Annotated in this window: 22 protein-coding genes; 8 read left to right on the top strand and 14 right to left on the bottom strand. The window is 50.6% G+C overall.

Annotated elements, in window-relative coordinates; translation table 11 throughout:
• Positions 1-37: 37 nt before the first annotated feature.
• Positions 38-658, bottom strand: coding sequence for a DUF5105 domain-containing protein (locus tag BUA83_RS11115; RefSeq protein ID WP_072936369.1), 621 nt, complete (start codon positions 656-658; stop codon positions 38-40).
• A gap of 172 nt (positions 659-830) precedes the next feature.
• Between BUA83_RS11115 and BUA83_RS11110 the strand changes: the two genes are divergently transcribed.
• The gene (locus BUA83_RS11110) at positions 831-1,481 is read left to right on the top strand and encodes a DUF805 domain-containing protein (protein WP_072936368.1); all 651 of its coding nucleotides are present in this window, start codon (positions 831-833) and stop codon (positions 1,479-1,481) included.
• A 44-nt stretch (positions 1,482-1,525) separates the two neighbouring features.
• On the opposite strand, the gene BUA83_RS11105 is transcribed toward BUA83_RS11110, so the two are convergent.
• Entirely contained in the window at positions 1,526-1,786 is a 261-nt protein-coding gene (locus BUA83_RS11105) for an HPr family phosphocarrier protein (RefSeq protein WP_072936367.1), read from the bottom strand.
• Between the two features lie 249 nt (positions 1,787-2,035).
• On the opposite strand from BUA83_RS11105, the gene BUA83_RS11100 reads away from it, so the two are divergent.
• From BUA83_RS11100 to BUA83_RS11085, 4 genes are all read left to right on the top strand, one after another.
• The gene (locus BUA83_RS11100; protein ID WP_144340538.1) at positions 2,036-3,742 is read left to right on the top strand and encodes a hypothetical protein; all 1,707 of its coding nucleotides are present in this window, start codon (positions 2,036-2,038) and stop codon (positions 3,740-3,742) included.
• Positions 3,739-4,626, top strand: coding sequence for a PRC-barrel domain-containing protein (locus BUA83_RS11095; RefSeq protein ID WP_072936365.1), 888 nt, complete (start codon positions 3,739-3,741; stop codon positions 4,624-4,626). The genes BUA83_RS11100 and BUA83_RS11095 overlap by 4 nt, the downstream gene beginning before the upstream one ends.
• A gap of 154 nt (positions 4,627-4,780) precedes the next feature.
• Positions 4,781-5,992: a VanW family protein gene (locus BUA83_RS11090; RefSeq protein ID WP_159430515.1), complete on the top strand. Its 1,212-nt coding sequence runs from the start codon at positions 4,781-4,783 to the stop codon at positions 5,990-5,992.
• A gap of 139 nt (positions 5,993-6,131) precedes the next feature.
• Positions 6,132-6,635, top strand: coding sequence for a flavin reductase family protein (locus BUA83_RS11085; protein WP_072936363.1), 504 nt, complete (start codon positions 6,132-6,134; stop codon positions 6,633-6,635).
• Between the two features lie 52 nt (positions 6,636-6,687).
• Here BUA83_RS11085 and BUA83_RS11080 read toward each other — a convergent pair whose 3' ends face one another.
• The 3 genes from BUA83_RS11080 to BUA83_RS11070 all read right to left on the bottom strand — a co-directional run bounded on the left by BUA83_RS11080 (position 6,688) and on the right by BUA83_RS11070 (position 9,372).
• Complete coding sequence (locus tag BUA83_RS11080; RefSeq protein ID WP_072936362.1) at positions 6,688-8,184, bottom strand: monomeric [FeFe] hydrogenase; 1,497 nt, start codon at positions 8,182-8,184, stop codon at positions 6,688-6,690.
• Between the two features lie 155 nt (positions 8,185-8,339).
• Positions 8,340-8,648, bottom strand: coding sequence for an AzlD domain-containing protein (locus tag BUA83_RS11075; RefSeq protein WP_072936361.1), 309 nt, complete (start codon positions 8,646-8,648; stop codon positions 8,340-8,342).
• Positions 8,638-9,372: an AzlC family ABC transporter permease gene (locus BUA83_RS11070; protein ID WP_072936360.1), complete on the bottom strand. Its 735-nt coding sequence runs from the start codon at positions 9,370-9,372 to the stop codon at positions 8,638-8,640. Before BUA83_RS11070 ends, BUA83_RS11075 begins: the two co-directional genes overlap by 11 nt.
• 257 nt (positions 9,373-9,629) lie before the next feature.
• On the opposite strand from BUA83_RS11070, the gene BUA83_RS11065 reads away from it, so the two are divergent.
• Positions 9,630-10,076 (top strand): RrF2 family transcriptional regulator, encoded by a 447-nt coding sequence (locus tag BUA83_RS11065; protein ID WP_072936359.1) that lies wholly within the window; start codon positions 9,630-9,632, stop codon positions 10,074-10,076.
• 170 nt (positions 10,077-10,246) lie between these two features.
• Here the strand turns inward: BUA83_RS11065 and ychF are convergent, their stop codons facing one another.
• The gene (ychF, locus tag BUA83_RS11060) at positions 10,247-11,353 is read right to left on the bottom strand and encodes a redox-regulated ATPase YchF (RefSeq protein WP_072936358.1); all 1,107 of its coding nucleotides are present in this window, start codon (positions 11,351-11,353) and stop codon (positions 10,247-10,249) included.
• A gap of 293 nt (positions 11,354-11,646) precedes the next feature.
• On the opposite strand from ychF, the gene BUA83_RS11055 reads away from it, so the two are divergent.
• Positions 11,647-12,801 carry an alpha/beta hydrolase gene (locus BUA83_RS11055; RefSeq protein ID WP_234988330.1) on the top strand — a complete coding sequence of 385 codons (1,155 nt, stop codon included), beginning with the start codon at positions 11,647-11,649 and terminating at the stop codon, positions 12,799-12,801.
• 45 nt (positions 12,802-12,846) lie between these two features.
• On the opposite strand, the gene BUA83_RS12900 is transcribed toward BUA83_RS11055, so the two are convergent.
• Entirely contained in the window at positions 12,847-13,740 is an 894-nt protein-coding gene (locus BUA83_RS12900; RefSeq protein WP_072936357.1) for a LysR family transcriptional regulator, read from the bottom strand.
• 142 nt (positions 13,741-13,882) lie between these two features.
• On the opposite strand from BUA83_RS12900, the gene BUA83_RS11045 reads away from it, so the two are divergent.
• Positions 13,883-15,082, top strand: coding sequence for an MFS transporter (locus BUA83_RS11045; protein ID WP_072936356.1), 1,200 nt, complete (start codon positions 13,883-13,885; stop codon positions 15,080-15,082).
• A 76-nt stretch (positions 15,083-15,158) separates the two neighbouring features.
• Here the strand turns inward: BUA83_RS11045 and BUA83_RS11040 are convergent, their stop codons facing one another.
• The 7 genes from BUA83_RS11040 to BUA83_RS11010 form a co-directional block, all read right to left on the bottom strand.
• Positions 15,159-16,508, bottom strand: a complete 1,350-nt coding sequence (locus BUA83_RS11040) for an ATP-binding protein (RefSeq protein WP_072936355.1) — start codon at positions 16,506-16,508, stop codon at positions 15,159-15,161.
• 335 nt (positions 16,509-16,843) lie between these two features.
• Complete coding sequence (locus tag BUA83_RS11035) at positions 16,844-17,446, bottom strand: hypothetical protein (RefSeq protein ID WP_072936354.1); 603 nt, start codon at positions 17,444-17,446, stop codon at positions 16,844-16,846.
• A 99-nt stretch (positions 17,447-17,545) separates the two neighbouring features.
• Entirely contained in the window at positions 17,546-17,842 is a 297-nt protein-coding gene (locus BUA83_RS11030; protein WP_072936353.1) for a hypothetical protein, read from the bottom strand.
• A gap of 185 nt (positions 17,843-18,027) precedes the next feature.
• Positions 18,028-20,394, bottom strand: coding sequence for an FAD-dependent oxidoreductase (locus BUA83_RS11025; protein WP_072936352.1), 2,367 nt, complete (start codon positions 20,392-20,394; stop codon positions 18,028-18,030).
• 17 nt (positions 20,395-20,411) lie between these two features.
• Positions 20,412-22,043, bottom strand: coding sequence for a glutamate synthase-related protein (locus BUA83_RS11020; RefSeq protein ID WP_072936351.1), 1,632 nt, complete (start codon positions 22,041-22,043; stop codon positions 20,412-20,414).
• The gene (locus BUA83_RS11015) at positions 22,031-23,131 is read right to left on the bottom strand and encodes a class II glutamine amidotransferase domain-containing protein (RefSeq protein WP_072936350.1); all 1,101 of its coding nucleotides are present in this window, start codon (positions 23,129-23,131) and stop codon (positions 22,031-22,033) included. Before BUA83_RS11015 ends, BUA83_RS11020 begins: the two co-directional genes overlap by 13 nt.
• A gap of 542 nt (positions 23,132-23,673) precedes the next feature.
• Positions 23,674-23,874 (bottom strand): transposase (locus tag BUA83_RS11010; RefSeq protein WP_200796067.1); only part of this gene is annotated, 201 nt, incomplete at its 5' end.

The raw sequence follows: 23,874 nt of genomic DNA, 5'->3' as shown, positions 1-23,874 counted from the left end.
TATTTCCGTGATACAGGACTTTTCTTCAATAAATGTATCAGCCTTTTACGAGAGCTTCATCGAGGTCTGCCTTAAACTTTTCAGGATCCTTCGGCACCCACATTCTGACCTTGCCGTCGTATTTGCACTCAACAACGATGCTCTTGGCACCGGTTACGTTCAGCTCTTCAACAGTCTTCGCGAGGAAATCCGTTGCAAAATCCAGCTTCTGCTCACGGGTTTTGATTTCCTTATGCTTGACAAGCTCCCTCTGCAGGCGGCGGATAAGCGACGCGTCATTCAACGGGGTCATATCAATCTGGCTGACAGAAAGCTCAACTGTTGCAGTGTCACCATCTACCTTTGCACCATATGTTCCGATGTCAACCTTTTTCAGCTTTTTGATGTACGATTCAGCGATGCGGTTTGCCTGCTCACGGGTATAATATCCGCCGCTGGTGCTGAGGAATCCGTCTGCAAAGCCGTCACGGAGTTCCTTATGAACATCCTCTTTCTTCATTCCGACCTTCTTCAGTGCTTCGTCGTCCTCATGAAGCAGCGCTTTGGTGTAAACCTTAATGCTCGTTTCCGGGTCTTCCTTCTTTCCTCCGCAGCCTGCCAGTGTGAGGCAGAGTACCAGCATAGCCAGCACAGCCGCAAAGAGTTTTTTCTTTTCCATTTGTGTTCCTCCCCAAATAAAATTTATTGGATTATTAAGACCTTTGAAAATATACCTCTGAAAAATAAAAATTATCTGAAAAGATGGCACTGTATCCGATTTGATTTTTCGTTTCCTCCAATATATAATTTTATTCTATATTAAAGGATTTTCCTTTCAAGGAGGACATAAAATGAGTGACGTAAAATTTTGCCCGTACTGCGGAAAAGAGGTTCCTGCAGGCGCGCATTTCTGCGGAGAATGCGGCAAGGAGCTGCCCCATGAGGCAGCAGAGGCAGGAATACCGACAGTCCCGCCGCCGCAGACGACCATATCTGCCGTATTACAGAATCAGCCGCCGCAGAAGCCGCGCCGTGTTCCAGATGTCGGCTTCGCAGAGAATTTCCTGAAGTCAGAAGGACGCCTGAACCGTCTGCGTTACTTCAAACGTTCCATCGTCGTCGGAATTCTCGGCATGATAATTTTTCTTATCGTTGCTTCATTCGTTGACGGCAATTCCAGATTTGAGCAGGCCATTCTTGCAATCGCGGCAGGCTGCACACTTCCCGTATCTCTGATGCTGAACACGCGCCGTCTCCAGGATATGGGCCGCGACGGCACCATAGCAGACAATATCATGCGTCTTGACGCGGCCATGTATCTCATGCCTGTTATTTTTTATCCATGGGAGCCGCCTATAGAAAACATAGCGTATATCCACTTTGAAACGCTGGATTATGTGTACTACAGTATCGTTATTATTTCCTGCGTACTCAATCTCTATCTTCTTTTCGCTCCCGGTACTCACGGCGATAACAAGTACGGCCCGAGTCCATTGCATTAAAAACAATCCCTTCGACACAGATGTGCATCGAAGGGATTTATTTTTTACTGTTTTTCTCCTGTCAGGTACGCGCCCATTGCTTTAACTGCCTGTTCCTCGTCAGGGCCCTCTGCCTTTACCGTTACCTCGTCGCCTTTTTCAGCACCGAGTCCCATGATTCCCACTATACTTTTTGCTGGAGCAGTTCTGCCGTGAGCCGAAAGCTCAATACGCGACTTGAATGCACCTGCTGCCTTCACGAGAATCCCCGCAGGACGTGCATGCAGACCTGTTTCCAACGCAACCTTGAATACTTCTTCCTTCATTATATATTCCTCCTTTGACCTTCGGGGCATACATTACCCTGTAATCCAGACATATACATATTCTTCTTCAAAGCTTCTGTTAATTATGAAAATTTCATTCTCAAAAGAAAATTCACCAGCGAAACACGTTTTATTCTTTCTATAAAGATGATATACTATAGAGAGGTTTTCTGCCATAATTTTTTTGCGTATGGCGGACCTTCGCCTGCTCCCGTATTTTTTAATGGGCAGCGTGGCAGAAGAAGAGTGGTGAGACTGTTGGTCTTTTTTCTGCTGGCTACTGTAATCATGGCCGTCAGCACCGTATTACTTTATAAAGCCACCCAATATCTCGGTCTGAAGGTTGACCGCTGGGCACTTGTTATGTGTGCCGTGTTTGCGCTGTGCGTGAACTTTGCCTCGATATTTGTTTCCATTCACATGACACTTAATTATGTTCTTGTCATCGCGGGATTTGTTCTGGCTGCGGCAGCCGCCGTAACAGGCTTTAACGAATACCGGATCAGACGGACACTGGCCGCCGAGGAATCGGAGGACGAGGTTTTGGAAGCAGCGGTGCCCCCTTCACAGGCGGAGTCCGTGGAAGAATCTGCGTCTGAGGAAGTGGAGACTTCTGCCGAGGAATCTGCTGCAGAGGCTGAAACCGAGGCTGAATCTGCTGCCGAAGAATCCGTTGCAGAAGCTGAAACCGAGCCTGAGGCAGAGACCGCTGTCGAAGAATCTGCTGCAGAAGCTGAAACCGAGGCTGAGGCAGAGACCGCTGTCGAGCCTGAGGAAGAAGCTGAATCCGAGGCTGAGACTGCTGCCGAAGAATCCGTTGCAGAGCCTGAAACTGCGGAGGAGACGGAAGCTGCCGTCGAGCCTGTAGAGGAAGCTCCGGAGCAGGAGGCTGTCGAGGAGGCAGCGACAGAGGAAACACCTGTCGAAGCCGAACCCGAGGAGCAGGAAGAAACTCCATACGAGGAAGCTGCTGCAGAGCCTGAAGCCGGGACTGAAACCGAGGAAGAAACTGCTGAGGCTGAACCCGAAGTTGAATCCGAGGAAGAAGAACCTTCTGAACCTGAGGAAGAAGCGGAAGCTGAATCCGAGACTGCAGAAGAGCCTTCTGAGCCTGAGGAAGAAACTGAAGAAGCTGAATCTGAGGCTGAAATCGAAACTAAAGAGGAAGCTGAAGAAACCGAATCCAAACCTGAGGAAGAATCTGAAGCTGAGGTTGAAGAGTCTGAAGCTGAAGCTGATACTGAAGCCGAGACTGAACCCGAAGAGTCCGAAGCCGAACCTGAGGAAGAAACTGAGACTGAAGAGGCTGAACCTGAAGAGGCTGAACCTGAAGAGGAAGCTTCCGAGGCTGAAACCGAGTCTGAAGAAGATACAGAAGAAGCCGCTGAACCTGAGGTTGAAGAGTCTGAATCCGAACCTGAGGAAGAAGCTGCTGAAGCTGAGTCCGAAGCTGAAGGCCGCGAGGATACTGGAGAACCTGAAGCCGAGGAGGAATCCCCGGAGCAGGAAGAAGAGTCCTCCGAGGAAGAAGCTGTTCCGGAAACGCTCCGTACTCTCGACGATTATCTCGACTATGCACAGGAGCAGAAGACAGCCGGTATGCACAAGGCGGCAGCCGTTGCATACAAGAAAGCAATCGACTCCTATGGCGACGATCCTTACGCGCCATTCGTTGTCATCGAGCTGGGTAACCTTTACAAGGACATTGGACTCTATGATGAGTCCTCCGAGGTTTACGAAAAGGCGCTCTCGCTCCCAATGCTGCAAGGCCAAACCGATATACAGGCAGAGTTCAAAAAGAACATTATCTACCTGCATACCGTTTCGCATATATTAACCCGGCACGATGTGCCAAATACACCATTCCGTAAAATTCCGCCGGAATATATTGAGGAAATCGAAACAGAATTCAAAAAATCACAGGCGGATGAAACACACAGGAGGAATTACCAATGACCAAGAAAAGCGTAGAAATCCTGAATTTGCCAATCATCAGTATTTCAGAGGGCCGCGAGCTCGGCACGAGCAAAACGCTCCTTATCGATGCCAAGAACGGTGCTGTCGCAGCTATCACAATCGAGGATGAGGACTGGTACCGCGGCGTAAAACTGCTCCCGTATTCTTCCGTCATCGCTATCGGTCATGATGCCGTAACAATCACGTCCAGCGAAAACATCCTGACTCTTGAGGATGCCAGCGACTACGAGCCGATGCTCGATGCCAACATCCGCGTTATCGGCACGAAGGCTATTACAAAGTCCGGTACTATCCAGGGTAAGGTCACTGAAATCTTCATCGGAGAAGGCGGCAAGGTTGAAAAGTGCGAAGTCACTGCTTCCGACGGCTCCACATCTGAAATCAGCTCCGATCAGATTTCCATCTTTGGTAAGCAGGTAACGGTCATCGACCCTCCTGACGAAGAGGAAAAAAAAACTGAGCCTGTAGCAGCACCTGCACAGGCAGCTCCGGCACCTGCTCCTGCAGCACCTGCACCGACACCGGCACCGGCTCCGGCTCCGGCTCCGGAAGAGAAAAAGGAAGAGCCTGCAGCTGAGCCCAAGAAAGAAGAGCCTAAGCAGGAAGAAAAACCTGAGCCGAAAAAGGAAGAAGCTCCTAAGCAGGAACCTGCAAAACCGGCAGCTCCTACAAAAGAAGCTGCTGCCGACAAGGCTTCCGAAGAACGTCACCGCCGTTTCCTTCTCGGGAAAAAAGCAGCACGTGACATTGTAACCGACAACGGTGTTGTCATTGTCAAGGCCGGCGCAGACATCACCGAGGAAGTTCTCCAGAAAGCAAAGCTTGCAAACAAGTTCATTGAGCTTTCCATGAACATCCAGTAAAAAAGCCAAACGCCGTGCAGCCAAAAGCTGCACGGTATTTTTTTCGTAAGTCAGGCATGTGTAAGGCATTAAAAATAAAACTTTGAAAGGAGACCGCGTTTCAGCCAATATGAAGCCACGTAATTTAATCATAATATTTACGGCATTGTGCCTTTTGGTCGCACTGCTCCTTTCAATATCATTTTTCAGTCTTATCTTCGGCTTCGTGTCACAGGACCGCATTGCCTTCGGTCTCCGCTTTGACGACCAGCCTCTTACGGGGCTCACTAAGTCGGAAGCACAGCACATGTTCGAGAAAAAAGCCGAGGCTGTGATTCCCGATGTCCCTGTTGTTCTGACGGACGGAGCAAAGCTCTATCCCATCAAAAGAGCAGCGATTGCCCTGAACGCGGACACGGATGCCGCTCTTGAAAAGGCTTACAGCGCAGGACGCATCGGCAGCCGCCTTGAGCAGATTACAGATGCCCTTGACTGTGCCATACGCGGAAGAACGATTACCCTGAAGGGAATCTGGGATGAAGAAAAGCTTCAGCACGAACTGAAAAAAATCACAGCTTCCATAGAACGACAGCCTATAGAGGGCTGCGTCTGGCTTGAGCCTACAGGCATACATCACCGCCCGCCCGCCGCCGGACTTCACGTTGATACGGAGGCTCTTGACGAGGAGCTCGCGCCGAAGCTGACAGAGCTTTGCGTACCTCATACCTTCCAGCTTCCTATTGAAACGATTCCGCCGAAGGTTCCTGCGGAGGCCTTTGCCTCCATTGATGCGGTGCTGTCCGAGTACTCCACCTTCTACAATCCCTCCAGCAACCGCGGAGAAAATATCGCGATTGCCGCATCCAAGCTGAATCAGGTCATTATTCAGCCCGGTGAGGAGTTTTCATTCAACGGCACTGTCGGAGGACGCGTAGTCAGCGCAGGCTATCTTGATGCTCCTGTAATAATCGACGGCAAGGTAGAGCAGGATATCGGAGGCGGCGTGTGTCAGGTAAGCTCAACCCTGTATAATGCGGTGCTTCTGGCAGGGCTTACCCCAACCATGCGCACCTCACACTTCTACCCTTCGGATTACGTTCCAGCAGGGCTTGATGCCACAGTTGCAGACGGGCAGATTGATTTCTGCTTCAGAAACGACCTTCCCCACAGCGTATACCTTCTGGCAGGTGCCTCAGGCGGAACTCTTACCGTCACGGTCCTCGGCTCCTCTCAGGACGCGCGGAGCTACGGCCTTACTACCGAAATCACGGGACCGAACCCCACTGTTGACGTCTACCGCGTAACCTACGAAAACGGCGCGGTCATAGACAGCGAATATCTCCACACGGATACCTACGATATTCCGCAGGAAAATAACGCCCATTAACTAGATGATTAAACCTGCCGAGGAATTTTTTCGCCAGGCAAGGAAGATGCCGCGAAGGCGTAGTATCCACTACGTCGAGCGGCAGCTGACACCGCATGACGGAAAAAGCCACGGCAGTGATGCAAGGAGGAATAACGACATGTTCAAGACAATCGAACCTAAGGAAATAACAAGAAACCCCTTCACCCTCATAGGTGACGACTGGATGCTTGTCACAGCCGAAAAGGACGGCAAGGCAAACACAATGACCGCCTCCTGGGGCGGCGTCGGCATCCTCTGGGGCAAAACAGTTGCTACAATATATATCCGCCCCCAGCGCTACACAAAGGAATTTCTCGAAGCCTCCGACCACTTCACACTCTCTGTTCTGGGGGCAGAGCACAAAAAGACTCTCGGCTATCTCGGAAGCGTATCGGGGCGTGACGAGGACAAAATAGCAAAATCCGGACTCACCCTTGCCCACGAAGACGGCTCGCCGTATTTCGAAGAAGCGGAGCTGGTTCTCGTATGCCGTAAGCTCTATAAGCAGGAGCAGACCCCCGAAAGCTTCCTGGACAAGGAATACCTCGAAAAATGGTACGCCGCCAAGGACTACCACACAATGTACATTGCAGAGATTGAAAAAGTATTGAAAAAAGCATAAAAAATGCAGCTGTGGAGAATTTCCTCCATCAGCTGCTTTTTTATTGGCTGTTTTATTTTGTTTTCAGGTTGAGCTTTTCCTTTGCCTCTACCGCCGCCATGTCCTCGTCGCTTCGCTTTTTCTGCGCGCCGCCCGCGAACTTCGTTACCATAACACGGGTAAGGCCCTGCTGCGCGAGAGCTCCCGGGCCGTCAACGCAGCCCTGGGCGCAGGCCATGCCCTCGAAATATTCGCATGAGAGCTTCCCTGCCTTGATTTCGCTCAGCTTTTCGCTGCACTTTTCAAGACCTGCCGCATACTCCATTTTCGCTGACTCAGCACGCTCCTCAGGAAGTACCTTCTTCATGGATGACTGCACTCCGCGCTCAAGAGGGAACCCGATGCCTCCTGCCGCCGCCGTTGTCTCGTATTCCTCCGTGGGCACCGCCAGGTCAACACCCGTCCCCTCAAAGATACAGGACAGCTCCTCGTAGGTCAGGACGAAATCAACGTCATCCTTAAAATGAATTGCCTCTGATTTCTTTGCAATGCACGGCCCGATGAAGCAGGTCATTGCGTTTTTATATTTTTCCTTTACCCAGCGGGCGCAGGATATCATAGGCGAAACTGTCTCCGAGATGTTTTCCCCGTACTCAGGGAAATGCTTTCTTACAAGGTCCACAAAGGCAGGGCAGCAGGAACTGGTGAGGAACGGAATGTCCTTCGGAACCTTCTCCAAAAACTCCTCTGCTTCGTGAAGCGTTGTAATATCCGCGCCTACAGCCACCTCCACCACCGCGGTAAATCCGAGAGCGCGGAGACCGTCAACAATTGCCGCAGGAGTGACCTTCATGCCAAGCTGTCCCACAAAGGACGGAGCAAGCATGGCTACCACAGGGCGCTGCTTTTTCTTCAGAGCGAGAAGAAGGGGCACAATCATGCTGCGCTCCTCAAGGGCGCCAAAGGGGCAGGCGCTCCGGCAGTTTCCGCAGCTGACACATTTTTCGTGGTCGATTACCGTACGCGTATCCTCTCCCTCACTGGCACTCATGGCACCCAGGGCACAGGCCTGTATGCAGGGACGGTTGATTTCAATGATTGCGCCGTAGGGACAGGATTTTGAACAGCGTCCGCACTCTATGCACACATCGCGGTCGATAAAGGCGCGGTTGTTCTGTATGCTGATAGCGTGCTTCGGACAGTTGTCTATGCACTTATGCTGAATGCAGTGACGGCACACATCCGTTACGTAATAGCGGTCGATAGGGCATGAATCGCAGGCATCCGGAAGCACGTCCATGACAGGCAGGCTCTTGTCGAACTCCCCTGCCAGCGCCGCATTCGCAGCATTGATTATGTTCAGCTTAAGCGGCTGCCAAAGAGCCATCTGTATGCGGTTTTTAAGCACGGCGCGCTCCTTGTGGACACAGCAGCGCACACGCTGGGTATCATCACGCACCGTCTGGTATATTATGTCGTAAACGTGGTCTGGAAGCTCATCATTCCATGTGTACTGCGCGATACGCCGCAGTACCTCGCGGCGAAACTTCGTAACCTGTGTAGTTTCCATTCCCATCCCTCCGATTCCTTTTCATATGTCTATTATAGCATATCATCACGATTACTTTTTCATATGAAAACAAATAAAAAAGCTGCCCCGAAAGGCAGCCGAAAAAAGGATTCATTGATTAAATAAAGCTGTATTATTGTCGAGGGATTTTTTCGCTAGGCGAGGAAAAACTCTACCGCGAAAACGACTATACAGCAGCACGCGGAAACCTGAAAGAGGCTTGCCTCGAACCACGCCAAAGCTATGCCTATCAAAAGCGCTGCCGTTCCTGCCTGCGGGATCTGTGTCGCGTCCACAATGGACGGGAACGTCATGACCGCAAGAGTCACATAGGGCACATAATACAAAAAAGATTTCAAAAAGCGGTTCTCTATCTGCCGCCTTAAAAGGGTGATGGGCAGGATTCTTATTGCGAGGGTAACAGCACTCATCACAATGAGATAAATATAAATATTATGCGTCATGCTGCTCCTCCTTCACAGGGAAAAACCACGCCGCTGCCGCCGAAATGACAACGGTCAGAATTATGGTGCGTGTACCCCCCGAAAGCTCCATGATAACCGGCAGATTCGCCGCCAGAAAGCTCGCCGCGAAGGACAGCAGCACAAAACCGCCCACCACTCTGTCATCACGGGACGGCGGAATGATGATGGCGAGAAACATACCGTAAAGAGCCACAGACAGAGCGCTGACTACAGAGGCAGGCAAAGCGTTTCCTGCCAGTACCCCCAGCATAGTTCCGCCCGCCCAGCCCGGCAGGGCAACTATCATTGCTCCGTAGTTATAAAAAGGATTCAGCGGATTTTTCCGTGCTGCCGCAATACCGAAGATTTCATCCGTCATATCAAAGCCCACAAATATGCGGTGCCATATGGAAACATCAGGCGCCAGCTTCTGGCTGATAACACAGCTCATAAGCATGTATCTCGCATTGGCTATGAGTGTCATAAGCGCAAGCTCCAAATAAGGCGCGTCCGCTTCAATCAGAGTGAACGCCGCGTACTCCCCTGCTGACGCGTTGTTGAAAAAGCTTGCCAAAAAGCCCTGTATCGGCGTCAGCCCCGCGTTTCGCGCCGCAATACCGAGAGTAAAGCCAACCACAAGATATCCCAGAGCGATAGGTATACCGTCATGAATGCCGTTTCTTATCTCCCGCGAATTAGACAATTTAATCGACTCTTCTACCATTTTCTATCCTGCTTTCGTAACGTGCTATTTATCTATTGTAATCATTTGTCCATTCTTTGTAAAGGAAGGAATTTCCACAGTCCCGTCACAGCTCCGAACACTGAGGCCCGCAAATTTGCGAAAAACATATCATTCATCTATGTATTGACTTTTTTCGTTCTCCACTATATCATATAATATATATATGAATTATTCGGACGTTTTAAGCGCATGCCGCGCCAACTGAATAACTCCATTTCATTGAGAGGTGAACAGAAATGAAAATATCCGCCAAGGGCCGCTACGGTCTTGCCGCAATGACACATCTTGCCATGAACTACGCGTCAGACACTCCCATCACGATTATAAGCATATCCGAAAAGCTGGGCATATCGAAGATATATCTTGAGCAGGTCTTTTCCCTGCTGAAACGGGCGAAGCTTGTCCTGTCCATCAAAGGCTCCCAGGGAGGCTATCAGCTGGCCCGGGCGCCGAAGAATATCAGCGCCTACGATATCCTGACCGCCATAGAGCTGAGTCTCGTGGAGGAAACCTCCTCCTCAACGAACGGGAAGGTTCCTTCTCTTGATGACGCGCTTGAGGCTATCATATACCAGCCCATAAATGACGCGCTGAAGGAAACACTTCAGAATGTCTCCCTGGCAGACGTCCTCACGGAAACGGAAAACAAACGACAGGACGAGACCATGATGTATTTTATTTGACGGCATAAAAAATAGCCTTCTCCTTTAGGAGAAGGTGGCTGCGAAGCAGTCGGATGAGGTGTACCCCAAAGTACCTACTATCTACGCAGATAGTGACTCGCTTCTGTATACCTCATCCACCGCTGACGCGGTCCCCCTTCCCCAAATGGGGAAGGCTTTTTTATTTGTGCTTACACGTTAAAACGGAAGTACGTTACGTCGCCGTCCTGCATGACGTAGTCCTTGCCCTCAAGACGTACCTTGCCTTTTTCACGGGCCGCTGCGGTGCTTCCTGCGGCGATAAGGTCATCATAATTTACAATCTCCGCACGGATAAAGCCGCGCTCGATATCTGAATGAATCTTTCCTGCGGCCTTCGGAGCAACTGTGCCGTTGCGGATAGTCCACGCGCGCACCTCGTCAGGGCCTGCCGTAAGGAATGTAAGAAGTCCCAGCAGCTTGAACGCCGCCTTTATGAGACGGTCAAGGCCGGATTCCTCAAGACCGATGGTCTCAAGATATTCCTTTGCTTCCTCCTCGTCAAGCTCCGCAATCTCTGACTCTACACGGGCAGAGATGGCGATAACCTCGGCATTTTCCTTGGCCGCGTATTCCTTCACGCGCTGAACAAATTCGTTATCGTCCTGTGCCGTTGCCGCCTCGTCTTCAGCCACATTCGCCACGTAAAGCGTCGGCTTCAGCGTCAGAAGGTTCATATCGTTGGTAAGCGCAAGCTCGTCCTCCGTGAGCTCCGCCTGACGTACAGGCTTGCCGTCGTCGAGGCACGCCTTGATTTTCTGGAGCACCTCAACCTCTGCCTTGGCCTCCTTGCTGCCGCTCTTTAAGAGCTTCGATGTTTTCAGTATGCGCTTTTCGACCACCTCAAGGTCAGCAAGGCAAAGCTCCGTGGTGATGATATCAATATCGCGGATAGGATCCACAGAACCCTCCACGTGGGTGATGTCCTCGTCCTCAAAGCAGCGGACAACATGGGCAATGGCGTCCACCTGACGGATGTGCTCAAGAAACTTGTTGCCAAGGCCCTCGCCCTTCGACGCGCCCTTTACAAGACCTGCGATATCGACGAAACGGACAGATGCCGGAGTCGTCTTTTTGGAATCGTACATCTTGTGAAGCACCTCAAGACGCGGGTCAGGAACGTCCACCACGCCGACGTTCGGCTCGATTGTACAGAATGCGTAGTTCTCAGCCTGCGCTCCTGCCTTCGTGATTGCATTAAAAAGTGTACTCTTGCCGACATTCGGCAGACCTACAATACCAACTTCCAGATTGCTCAATTTACATACTCCTTATCAAAGAAAAGCCTTAAAGCTTTTCGTTTTGTTTCCATAATATTTTAGTTTATCGCCTAACCTTTTGCAAGTAAATGGGTTCGTAGCGGTTTTATCCGATGCCAAACACCTGTAAAGCACCGAATATGTTTAACTTTATCTTGCCTATATCTATTACATAAAAGCATAGCTTCATATTTACTATAAGTATTGGTAATCAAAGCTACTGTCAGCTATACTTAAAGCATCAACAAAGCTATTAAATGTCATACCGTATTGAAGAAAGGACAGGCGATAAAATGATAAGCAGAAAGAAAAAGGCTTTATTGGCAGCACTGGTGGCAGGAGTAATTTCCTTTGGAGTTATGGGAGGCGGTGTTTCAATGGCAGCTTCGGCAGGTGACTTGTCCGCGTACTCGCAGATGCAGCGCGCTTCTGTCAGCGAGCTTGAGAACGATACCCGCGTATTCGCTGTCGATAAATCCATCGAGGTAAAGAAGGTAAAATTCGAAAACCGTTTCGGCTTCGAGGTGGCAGGCCATCTTTATCTGCCGAATGGCTTCGATGCCGGCAGACAGTACAAGGCGGTTGTGGTGACAGGCCCATTCGGCGCGGTGAAGGAGCAGGCATCAGGGCTTTATGCGCAGGAGCTGGCGAAGAACGGTTTTGTCGCCCTGGCATTTGACCCGTCCATGACAGGTGAGAGCAGCGGAAGCCGCCGCAACATGGGTTCTCCTGAGATTTTCACTGAGGATTATCACGCGGCAGTAGATTTTGTTTCAAACCTGAAATTCGTTAACCCTGCTCAGGTCGGCGCTATGGGTATCTGCGGTCTTTCGGGCATGGCCATCACAGCGGCAGGCAGCGACAGCCGCATAAAGGCAGTAGCCACCTCTGCCATGTACGACATGAGCGAAAGCATCAGCGACCACTACAATGGCGCGTACTATACGCCTGAGCAGCGCGCACAGGTAAAACGCCATCTTGCAAAAATGCGTGACGAGGAAGCAAAGTCCGGCAAAGCAATCCGCGGCGCTCATGAGCTGGGAGTAAACGCCGACGGCAAAGCAGAAACCTTTGATACCATGTTTCCTGACAAGCTGCCTGCCGATGCCAACGAAGTCATCAAGGATTTCTACGGATACTATGTAGGACGCGCCTTCCATCCAAGAGCCATCAACTCCAACAAATCCGCGTGGGATTCGGTGACACCCTACGGCTTCTTTGATTTCACGCTTATGAGCAACATCGACGAGCTTGGAAATACTCCTGTCCTGCTTATTACAGGCGACAGAGCACATTCAAAATATTTCTCCGATAATGTCTACGCAAAAATAAAAGGACCGAAGGACGAAATCGTTGTGCCGGGTGCTACGCACGTAGATCTCTATGATCAGATGGATAAAATTCCATTTGATAAGCTTGTGGAATTCTTTGACAAAAATTTGAGGTAAGGAAAAGGGGCTGTGGTTTTCACAGCCCCGATTTAATACGGCAAATCACTTCGCCCTGAATTTTTCTTCAAGTGTCTGCAGAAAGAGCTTTGAAGCCTTTGAAAAGACCTGATTCTTTTTCCACGCAACGGAAGGCTCCGTGTAGACAGGCGGCTGAAGCGGCCGCGTACAAAGCTCAGTTCCCGCGGTGTTTACAATATCCGCAAAGGATATGGCATAGCCCAGGCCCTCCCTGACCATCAATGTGGCATTGTAGAGCAGCGTGTAGGAGCCTGCAACATGAAGCTCCTCCAGGGGCTTTTGAAGCCACTGCAAAAGTTCATCGCCGTGGGTGCTGGAAGACAATGCCTGCCTCGAAAAAAGCAGCGGACGCTCCCAAAGGTCTTCCGCCCTGATGGTTTCTTTTTCTGCAAGGACATCGTCCTTTCTGAGAAAAAGCACCCATTTGTCGCGTACCGGCAGGTCGAGAACATGGTATTTTGACGGGTCAAGCTTTCCGTATACAAATGCGAAGTCGATAAGCCCCCTGTCAAGTCTGGTAAGGGTGGTTCTTCCGTCGCCGGTAACGATATGAAAACGGATACCGGGATGCTTTTCCTGAATCTGCCGTGCAGCCTCCATTATAAGGGAAAAATGTACTGATTCCCCCGCGCCTATGCGTATATCTCCGCTTATATCCTCATCTCCGCTCATAAGCTCCCCCGCGGTCTTTTCGGCGAGAGACAGAATTTCCTCGGCACGTCGGCGGAGAAGCTGCCCGTCATCCGTCAAAAGCACATGCCGCGGCTCACGGACAAGCAGCTGTTTTCCGAACTCATCCTCCAGCTCCTTTATCTGACGGGACAAGGTAGGCTGAGAGAGATGCAGCTTTTCTGCCGCCCTTGAAAAGCTTCCCTCACGGGCAACAGTAAGAAAGTACCTGAGGACACGCAGCTCCATAAAATCAGCTCCTTTTGCTGCTTTTGCTTTTCTTCATTGTACCCCAGGAATCCCATAACCGTAAAGCATAGATATACCCTTCCCATGAGTATTAGTTTTAATCGATATTAATTTCCACTGAAACACAAAGGAGTACATTACCATGGAGCAGACAGTAAACAGTAAAATAATGCTGATAATACTCGCCGCAGGAGTATTCGGCATACTCAACACCGAAATGGGCTTCATCGGTATTCTGCCCTACATTGCGGAGCATTACCACGTAAGCATTGTACAGGCAGGATGGCTCATAAGCCTGTTTGCCCTCGGGGTTGCTGCAGCAGGGCCTACCATGCCACTTTTCATGTCACGTTTCAACCGCAGGAATGTGATGGTTTTCATTCTTGGTTTATTCACCCTCTGCAGTGCCGCAGCGGTTTTCACGGATAATTTCTACGTACTGCTGGCGCTTCGTGTACTGCCTGCCTTCTTCCACCCCGTGTACTGCGCCATGGCCTTTACCGTAGCCGCAGGACTTGCCAGACCCGGAGAGGAGCCCAAGATGGTCGCGAAAATAAATATGGGCGTGGCTGCCGGCATGGTGGCAGGCGTCCCTGTCAGCAACTTCCTTGCGGAGGAAATAAGCCTTGCGGCATCCATGGCTTTCTTCGCCATCGCCACATTTACCGTACTGCTGGCAACATTATTGTATGTTCCGTCAATGCCTGTAAAGGAGCGTCTTAGCTACGGCAGTCAGCTGTCAGTACTGAAAAAGCCTTCTGTATGGACCTCCATCGCAGCGGTGATTTTCCTCAACGGCTCAATTTTCGGCGTATTCAATTATCTGGCTGAATATCTGGGGGCTGTTTCGGGCATCGCTCCCACCATCATAAGCATCCTGCTTTTTGTCTACGGTATTTGCAATATTTTGGGCAGTCTTTTGGCAGGAAACCTCCTTACAGTGCGCCCCATCGCGACAGTCAAGGCCTTCCCCTTCGCCGCGGCGCTCATCTATCTGGTAATGCTTATGGGCGGAAGTGCCTGGCCCTTTATGGGAGCAGTCGTTGTATTCTGGGGAATACTGGCAGGAATCAACGGAAACATAAACCAATACTGGATTTCCCGTGCCGCCCCCGAAGCCCCTGACTTTGCCAACGGTCTTTTCCTCACCGCCGCAAACCTCGGCTGCGTATTCGGCACAACCGTCAGCGGAAAATTTATCGAAGCACTGGGCACATCCTATGTCGTGCTGGGAGGTCTCGTATTCTGTGCTGTGGCCGCGGTCATTCTTTGGCTGCAGTGCTCGAATGGAAAAATCGCCCGTCAGAGCTCCCGAAAGATAATCAGAGATGCGCTGTCATAAACTGCCTTAAAAAATAAGACTATTGCAAAATGGAAACCATCTTTGCAATAGTCTTATTTTTTTTAAACCACTCGGCTCACAAAAGCCCTGCCATATAAAGCGGATAATGAATCACGCCGTCCTTTTCCATGTAGTCCTTCCCATACAGAATGAATTTTTCTCCCAGTCTGGAATCAAATTTATCCATGAACTTATCAAGAGAAGAGTGCTTCCTGTAAGCTGATGATTTAACCTCCACAGGACTGATTTTTCTTCCGCGCTTAATCAGAAAATCAATCTCCATGTTATTCGTTCTGTTATTTTTATCGCTGCGCGAATAGAAAAAGAGTTCATGCCCTGCCGCTTTTATCATCTGGGCGACGACATTTTCCGTCAGCATTCCTTCATTCACGTTTATTTTGTCCAGCAGTATATCCCTGTACAATTCGTTATCCATGTATGAATCATCCTGAAACGCCAATGTAACAAGCAGACCTGTATCCGCCATGTAGAGCTTTTGCGTGGTGTATTCTTCACTCAGCTTCAGCCCCACTGTCGGATCCGTAGCATTCAGGCAGGGACTTACAATCATCGCCTCCGCCAGCCACACGAAGGCATCCTCATACTCACGCATACGCGCTTTTTTGCTGATAGATGACAACTTGTATTTCTTTTCTTTTTTAGACAGCTGTCCCGGAATATCGTCAAAGATGGCGTATACCTTGCTCTCATAACCTTCGGCAAATTTTGAAATATCGTCACGATAGAGCTTCAAAATCCTGCGTTTAATCCTGTCAGCAGCCTCATAATCATGCGTCTCGACGAAGGCTTCCACTACCTGGGGCATTCCGCCGATTAGCATGTATTGCCTGAAAAGCTTCATTACGTTCCTGTGAAGCGCCTGCCCCAAAGGCTTCCGTTTTTCGAAGTGCTCACGTACGAGAGGATATGTCACTTCATCTCCCAAGGCCCAAAGAAATTCCTCAAAATCCAGCGGATACATTCTTATGTGCTCTTCTTCCGACGGAATCACTATGTCCTTGATATTTCGCTTCAGGGTTATAAGCGAGCCTGTTTCGATATAATCATACCGCCCGTCCGCGACCAGATATTTTATTAATTGTCTTGCTTTCGGGCACTGCTGGACTTCATCAAATATGATTACCGAGTTTCTCTTATACAATCTGACTTTATAATATGCCGAGAGTACCGCAAAAAGATTGTCGAGATTTTCCCCCTCTGTCTCGAACAGGCTGTGGATTGTTTGAGGAGCTTTCGCGAAGTCTATCAGAATATAGCTTTTATATTCATTTTTCGCGAAACGCTCCGCTATATAGCTTTTCCCGACACGGCGGGCACCTTCTATGAGCAGTGCGCTGCTTCCGTTGTCCAGCCGTTTCCACTCAAGCATTTTTTGATACGCTTTTCTTCTGAATGCTGCGTCCATACGTCCTCCTCATTACCGATTCACGCTTTGAGCAAGTCGCTTGTTCTCACGAAAAGGCACTTCCCGAAAGGCAAAATCCTCACGAAAAGGCACTTTCTTTAAGCTGATATTATCACGAAAAGGCACTTTTATCAACAGCAAATTATCACGAAAAAGCACTTTCTTTGTTATCGATTTTCCCATGAAAGGGCACTTTCCAAAAGGCAAAATTCCCACGAAAAGGCACTTTCTTTTGCTACTGACGATTTTTAGGCTGCAATATACTCATAAAGCAAAAGAGCCGCAGCCCGAGGGCGGCAGCTCTTTTGCTTTTTGTAAGGGGGGATTTATTTATCTTAATCGCTGTTTTCGGCAGCGTCGTTATTTCTCTCTTCATGATTCGGGCGGTGATTCTGGTTGTTGTCTCCGTCCCTGTGCATAGGCGGCCGTCCGTCTCTTCCACGGCCGAAGGAGTCTTCATCTCCGCGACCGTGCTGAGGTCCGCGGGCATGGTCACCGCCATCCCGCTCCATACGGTGCTCGCCCCGTCCGTCCCTGTCATGCTCCGAATGCATCGGCGGACGGCTGTGGCCGCGGTCTCCGTTTTCGAAATCAGGATGATTTCCGCGATGCTCCCTGTCCTCAAAATCCGGACGGTGGGCCTCATGGTTTCTTTCATCCCTATGATTTCCTTCATTTCTGTGGTCTCGTTCACTCCGGTGATTTGCTTCGTCCCTGTGTTCTCTGTTACTGTGCTTTCCCTGCCTGTTATCCCGGTCGTGCTCTTCGTCTGAGGTATTGCTGCCGCTGTGGATTTCCTCCATGACTCTCTGCGCGTGCACGAGTCCCGGCGACGCCTGCGCGGCTGCTTCCGTACTCTGCATCGTTCCCACGAGAGTACCTCCGACCACCATCAATCCCAAAGCAGCCGTCATCGCTTTCGTTCCCAGCTTTTTCATTATCAGCACTTCCTTTCCAGGTCTTTTTTCAAAATTTAATATCTTTAGTTAAAGCTTCAAAATGTTTCTTAAATCCGCCAAAATGTACTTCCGCAGAGATTAATCCTTGTCGCGGTCGTGGTGATGCTCAGGATGCTCATGCTTCGGATGATGCTCGTGATCCTTCGGCGGCTCAGGCGGGCGATGCTCCTTTTCATATTTTTCGTGATGCTCTTCATGATGGTCGGCAGAAGTAAATACTATCTCACCTACGCCCTCAATCACAGCCTTTGTTTCCACAAAATCCGCTGACGTCAGCGCTGAAGCCTCCGCAGTCTGTGCTGCTCCGATAAGCGTGCCTCCTGCGACCATCATGCCCAGCGCGGCAGCCATTACTGTTTTTTCTAATTTTCTCATGTTGACACTTCCTTTCGATTTGATGTTTTTAATGCTAAGGCTGTTTTATGAAAAGAAACTGGTCGTTTTATTAGATTATTTTAAAGAATCCTTTCATTTTTGTTCCATGAAGTTATGTCAAAGATTAAAAAATTAGAGCCTGTTCATAAGAGCAGGCTCTAATTTGAATTCATATTACATGCGTATTACTGCGCGCGGCATTTTCTCATTTCTTCCCTGCCGTAGGTACGATACATAGGAATCGGCTCCGGGTTGTCCACGAGGCCCCATATGCCGCAGGGGCATACACCTGCACAGATTCCGCAGCCAATGCATTTATCCGGGTCTGAAACATACTCCCATGTTCCGTCAGGCAGGGCGTTTCGTGTTATTGCCTTTTCGGGGCAGGAGTTCAGGCACATGCGGCAGTCACGGCAGGTTCCGCAGCTTACGCAGCGGTTGTGGTCTTCCTCGGGGTTTTCCGGCAGGTCGCAGTGATGGCACTTTTCGAAATACGCCCTGGACAGGCGTTCCATGGGGATTACCTTTTTCTCCACCACAGGAGTTATAGCTTCGCCGCGCACGAACCGGTCAACGCAGTGTGCCGTTCTGAGGCCGTCACCGATGGCGTCTGTCAGGCGGCCCGGCTTGACTACATCTCCTGCCGCGAACACTCCGGGCATAATCATCTTTTCCTCGGACGGCACAAGCCAGTCTTCTCTGAAGCGCTTGATCTTCGGGTCATCGGGCAGGAATTTCTGTGTCTCCGGTGCTTCTCCTATGGAAACGATAACCTGATCTGCTTCGATAAACCGCCCGTCCTTGGCGTATATTCCCTCAGGGGTGATTTTCGAGGTGACAAACGGCCAGACAATGCTTCCCCCAAGGTCAAGTATGCGGTGGATTTCCTTTTGAAAGGCCGCAGGGCGCTGGACATCTACGAGGGTTACCTTTTCCGCGCCCATCTCGTATGCGTCGGAGGCAACGTCCATGCCTGAGTTGCCGGCGCCGATTACAACCACATGGCGCCCTACCTTCGGATGTTCTCCGGCGTTTACTTTTTTGAGGAAATCCAGTCCCATAGTGAGATTTTCCAATCCTTCCCACGGGAAGAAACGGGATTTCGTTCCTCCAGTAGCAACAATGAGGGCGTTATGCGCGCTGCGGAGCTTTTCAAATTTCTCATGGTCCACATGGCAGCCCGTGACGAATTTGACACCCATATCCTGAATACGCTGCAGCTCCTTCTCCAAAAGCTCATGGGGAATACGGCTGCGGGGGATTACCTGCTCGATCTTTCCTCCGATTTTCTCACCCTCGTCATACACGGTAACCGAATGCCCTCTGAGCGCAAGCTGCCATGCGGCCGAAAGACCTGCCACGCCGCCGCCGATGATTCCTATGGATTTATCCGTATGCTCCTTCGGAGGCTCTACCTTCGTCTGCGCGGATTTCGCGCCAAGGGCGCCAATCTGTATAGCCTCGTCTATGCTTCCGCGGGTACAGCCCTCCATGCACGGATTCGGGCAGAGCGTACCGCATACGGAGCCGGGGAACGGAGTATACTGCAGAACAAGCTGCAGGGCTTCTTCTTCCTTCCCTTCCCGAAGAAGGTCAAATCTCCGCTGTGTAGGGATTCCGCTTGGGCAGTTGAATTCGCAGGGGGAGGCGTATTTACCGTTGTCCCAGGAAGGAACGCGCAGACGGTAAAGGCCCTTGTTCACCGTCGGTACTACCGCGAAATCGTCCATGGCCACGTCACTGAATATGCCGCCGCGTACCCAGCCTGTCATGCGGAAATCAGCAAGGTTCGGCTGCGGCTGCGGCTTCTTCTCAGCAAAGGTCAGAGGACGGAGTTTTTTCCATTCGCTCCAGTCGGAAAGCTCCGCCGCAAGCTCAGGTTTTCCGACGGAATCAAGGAAGTCTCCCATGCCGCCTGCAAGAAATGCACGATCCTCGTCCTCAAGGTCGAGGCAGAGAATATCGTCGGGAAGCGCAGGCACCTCGCCTCGTACGTATATAAGGCCGCCAACCATTCCCACGCAGGCACGTTCACCCAGAACGGACGCGAACTGACTGCTGTCCCAGCCGCAGACCACGACTCGGCCGCCGCCCATAAATTCAAAGGAAAAGCTTCCTACATTTTTAAGAATCCACATTTCGGGCTCTTCATAAAGAGGGTCGTGCTTCATGAGGGAGCCTGTACGGGCGCCCGCACGGCCTCCGATATATATTTTGCCGCCTGATGAGCAGTGCCCTGCCGTATCTCCCGCGTCGCCGCGTACCGTAATCTTTCCTCCGGCATTCAGCCAGCCTACGTCGGCAGGTGCCGGGCCGTCCACCACAATCTCTGTATTATCAAGGCACATGGAGCCTACGCGCTGGCCCGGATTCGTCACGTGGAAATGAAGTGTTTTCCCCTCGGGATGCCAGAGCGGCCCTCCAATATCGTGCTGACCTGAGCCTGTTATCTCAAAATCAGTCTCGCCGCCTGTGACCGCCTCCTCGATTTTCAGAAGGAGGTCCTGTGTGGACATACGCTGATGTCCCTCCATTGTATCTATATGAAACATCACAAATCCTCCTTTTATCAGCAGACATACTGAATACCCAGCTTATCAGCCACAGCCTTGTCCGTGGAAACGAGCGCGTCGCTCCGCCCGACAGGCAGGGAGCTGTTTCCGATAGGTGCCATAAGCTTTCTGAGCTCCTTGTCAAAGGCGAGCACATAGTCAACAATCTTCTGCGCGCCGCGGTCCACATCAAGACGCTTTACGAGGCGCGGGTCCTGGGTGCAGATACCGGTGGGGCATTTTCCTGTGTTGCAGGCGTTGCAGCGGCCCTTTTCGTTTCCGATGCAGCCCAGAAGCTGGATAAGCACCTTGCCGCAGAATACGCCGTTTGCACCAAGGCATATCATCTTGAAGGCATCCGCCGCGGCGTTTCCCGTAAGGCCGATACCGCCGCCGCCGTAGAGAGGAATCTGTCCCTGCAGGCCCTGGCGCACAGCGGAAAGATAGCAGTCACGGATTTTGGAGACAACAGGATGTCCCGTATGGTCAAGGGATACCTCAGCCGCAGCCCCTGTACCGCCCTGAATACCGTCAATGAAAAAGCCTCCGCAGATTTTATACGGGTCGCGCAAAAGGTTATGATACACGGCGACTGATGTGGCCGAGGCCGCGCATTTTACGGCAACCGGCACACGGAAGCCGAAGGCCGCGTTCAGTGAAAGGTGCATTTTCTGCACGGATTCCTCAATGGAATAAAGTCCCTGATGATTAGGCGGCGACGAAAGTGTAGCCTTAGGTACACCGCGGATAGCCTGAACATGCTCCGCGACCTTTGCCTCAGGCAGCAGTCCGCCGTCACCGGGCTTTGCTCCCTGTCCTATTTTTATAAGGATTCCGCCCGGGTCGGTAACCATGTGGGGCATCGCCTTTATGATACGATTCCAGCCGAAATGTCCCGATGCAATCTGAATGATGAAGTATTTAAGATACTCCGACTCAAGGAGCTTTACGGGCATACCGCCCTCGCCTGAGCTCATGCGCACGGGCAGATTGCACTTCTCGTTGAGATATGCCGTCGCGAGAGCCACAGCCTCCCACGCCCGCGTGGAAAGAGCACCGATGGACATATCCGAAAAGATAAGGGGATATATCCACCGTACAGGAGGCGTACGGTGAGCCATCTCCAGCTTGTCTCCGCTGACCGTGAGAGGAAGCTCCCTCGGTGAAAGCACCCGCCCGAAGGGAGCGCGGATATCGAAGGTATGGCGTACGGAGTCGAGAGCAGGGTCTGTCATCTGGGAAATACGCCCGACGATAATGCTGTCCAGTGTACGCTGGGCGTTAAGATTTGTACGGCCGCCGCGCTTTATCGGGCCGTTGTCCCTGGAGAGAAGCGCCTTTCTGTCGTCAGGATTCCTCACGGGACGTATCGCGTTATTCGGGCAGACTCTCTCACACATACCGCAGCCGCGGCACATATAGGCAAGGTCCTTCTTCTGCTTTATTATAGCGAGAGCCAGCTGACGGCGTACCGGTGACGGCTGATTCTGTTCGGACACAGTCATGGACTGGCGCTGCACCACGACCTCAATGGCATTGAAGGAGCAGCTTGCCACGCAGCTTCCGCAGCGCGTACAGCGTTCCGCGTGATATTCTATCCGCCACGGCAGGTCATTAACCGCTACGTCCTGTACCTTTATTGTTTCCATCTTTCTACCTCCAGGTCCTGATTGATAACCACAACCTCACGCTCGTTAGGATAGATATCCTTGGACGTATCACGGTTCGGCAAAATTTCATTGATTCCGCATACCTCAGACGAAATAGCGACCATCTCTCCGTCCCCTCCCACAACGACAGGACGGAGCTTCTTCGAATCACAGCAGGTCATCATGCGCCCGTCGGGAAGTCCCGCTATGATAGTATTCGGCCCGTTTATCTCAAGATGGGCAAGGGACTGGCGTATAGTCATCAGCACGTCCCTGTCAGGGCGCTGCGCCAGCTCCGAAAAGGGCAGCGGCGTTATGACATGCTTATAGTAGGAAATCGGCCATTTGAGCTCATGAAGCACATAATGAAGTGTATAGAGGAAATTCTGCGAATCGGATTCAAATCCGATATAGCCACGAAACAGCGATTTCTGAAACTCGGTATTCTTCGTGAAAAAGGTATTCTCTCCGTTGGCGCAGAGCGTATATCCCTGAAGGAAAAACGGATGAGCCGCATAGCGCACGATATCGTAGTTCGTATTCTGACGGCACTGCACTATGATATTTTTCGCAAGCAGGCAGCCGTTGTCATCCCACAGATGGAAATAAGTAGCTATATCCCTCGGGTCTCCGATTTCCTTCAGAGTGAGGACGTCAGGCCAGAAGGAATATACATATCCCTCGCCTGTTTCTTCAAGCATCCTTCTTAGTGCCAGACGCGTATCCAGAAGGAGCGCCTCGCGGGCCTCCGGCTCCTTCACAAACTCAGGATAGTCATAGTTACGGAAAATATAAAACGGCAGAGCCTCAATATTGAGATTCGGCTGTTTGTCAGGCACAGGCACCCATGCGGCCAACTGGGTGAAATGATGCTTGTCCATGTATTCTTCAACGAGGCGTGCTCCCTCACGTGTGCAGGCCATCGACAGCAGCGGTTTGTCCTTGTACTGCGAAAATACACCGTATAAATCCTGCATGACCATAGCAAAGCCTGAATTGTCATAGCCCTCCTGCTGCGGCAGCATCAGATGCAGCGCCTTGGATGGATGCACCGGCACTTTGCTCTTGATTGCTCCTATCCTACACATTCATAATCACTCCTCAGTAAAATACATTTGTCCTCACTCACTGTATTTAGTATGCAGTTTCCATTATAAAAATCGCAAAGTGCTCTGTCAATGGAAGGGAAAGTGTTAAATTTTCAGAAATAAAAACAGACAGCTTTCGTTTCAGAAGCTGCCTGTTTACGTTTTTCTGCATATTCATGCATTATTTGCATATTTATGCGTTCTAATATTCTTTTTAAGTATATAAACCGCATATTTATAAAGGAATCACATGTTGAGAGCTTTTTCTCTCTCCTATAACTTTATTGCATAGTTTTGCACCACTGTATACATTTGTTCTATTTTGTTCTAAAAAATCCCCACTAATGTATACATTATTTTTATGGAACGTGCATGTATCAGAACGATTTATCATAGCAAAAATCAAAACCACCCGTGAAACGGGTGGTTTGCTCAGGCCCTATAAGGGCCAATTACCTGTGGTAGCACCCTAAAGGGCGCATCGAAACAATCTGGCAATCACACTATTATCACTGGCAGCCCCCTACTCGGGGGCTTTTTTCTTAGCCTTTTTTCTCTCGCTTCCCCGTAAACGGGTCCACTGATTCAAATAAACTTAATTGATCATTTGCAATATCATCCTGCAATTGGTTCTGTATATATTCTTTAATCGCGTTTTCGTATTTACCAACTGTGTCAACATAATACCCACGACACCAAAAATGCCGATTTCCATACTTGTATTTTAAATTTGCATGGCGATC

The organism is Schwartzia succinivorans DSM 10502, assembly GCF_900129225.1.
In the GTDB taxonomy this organism is placed as follows: domain Bacteria; phylum Bacillota; class Negativicutes; order Selenomonadales; family Selenomonadaceae; genus Schwartzia; species Schwartzia succinivorans.
This window is presented reverse-complemented; position numbering and strand designations above follow the sequence as displayed.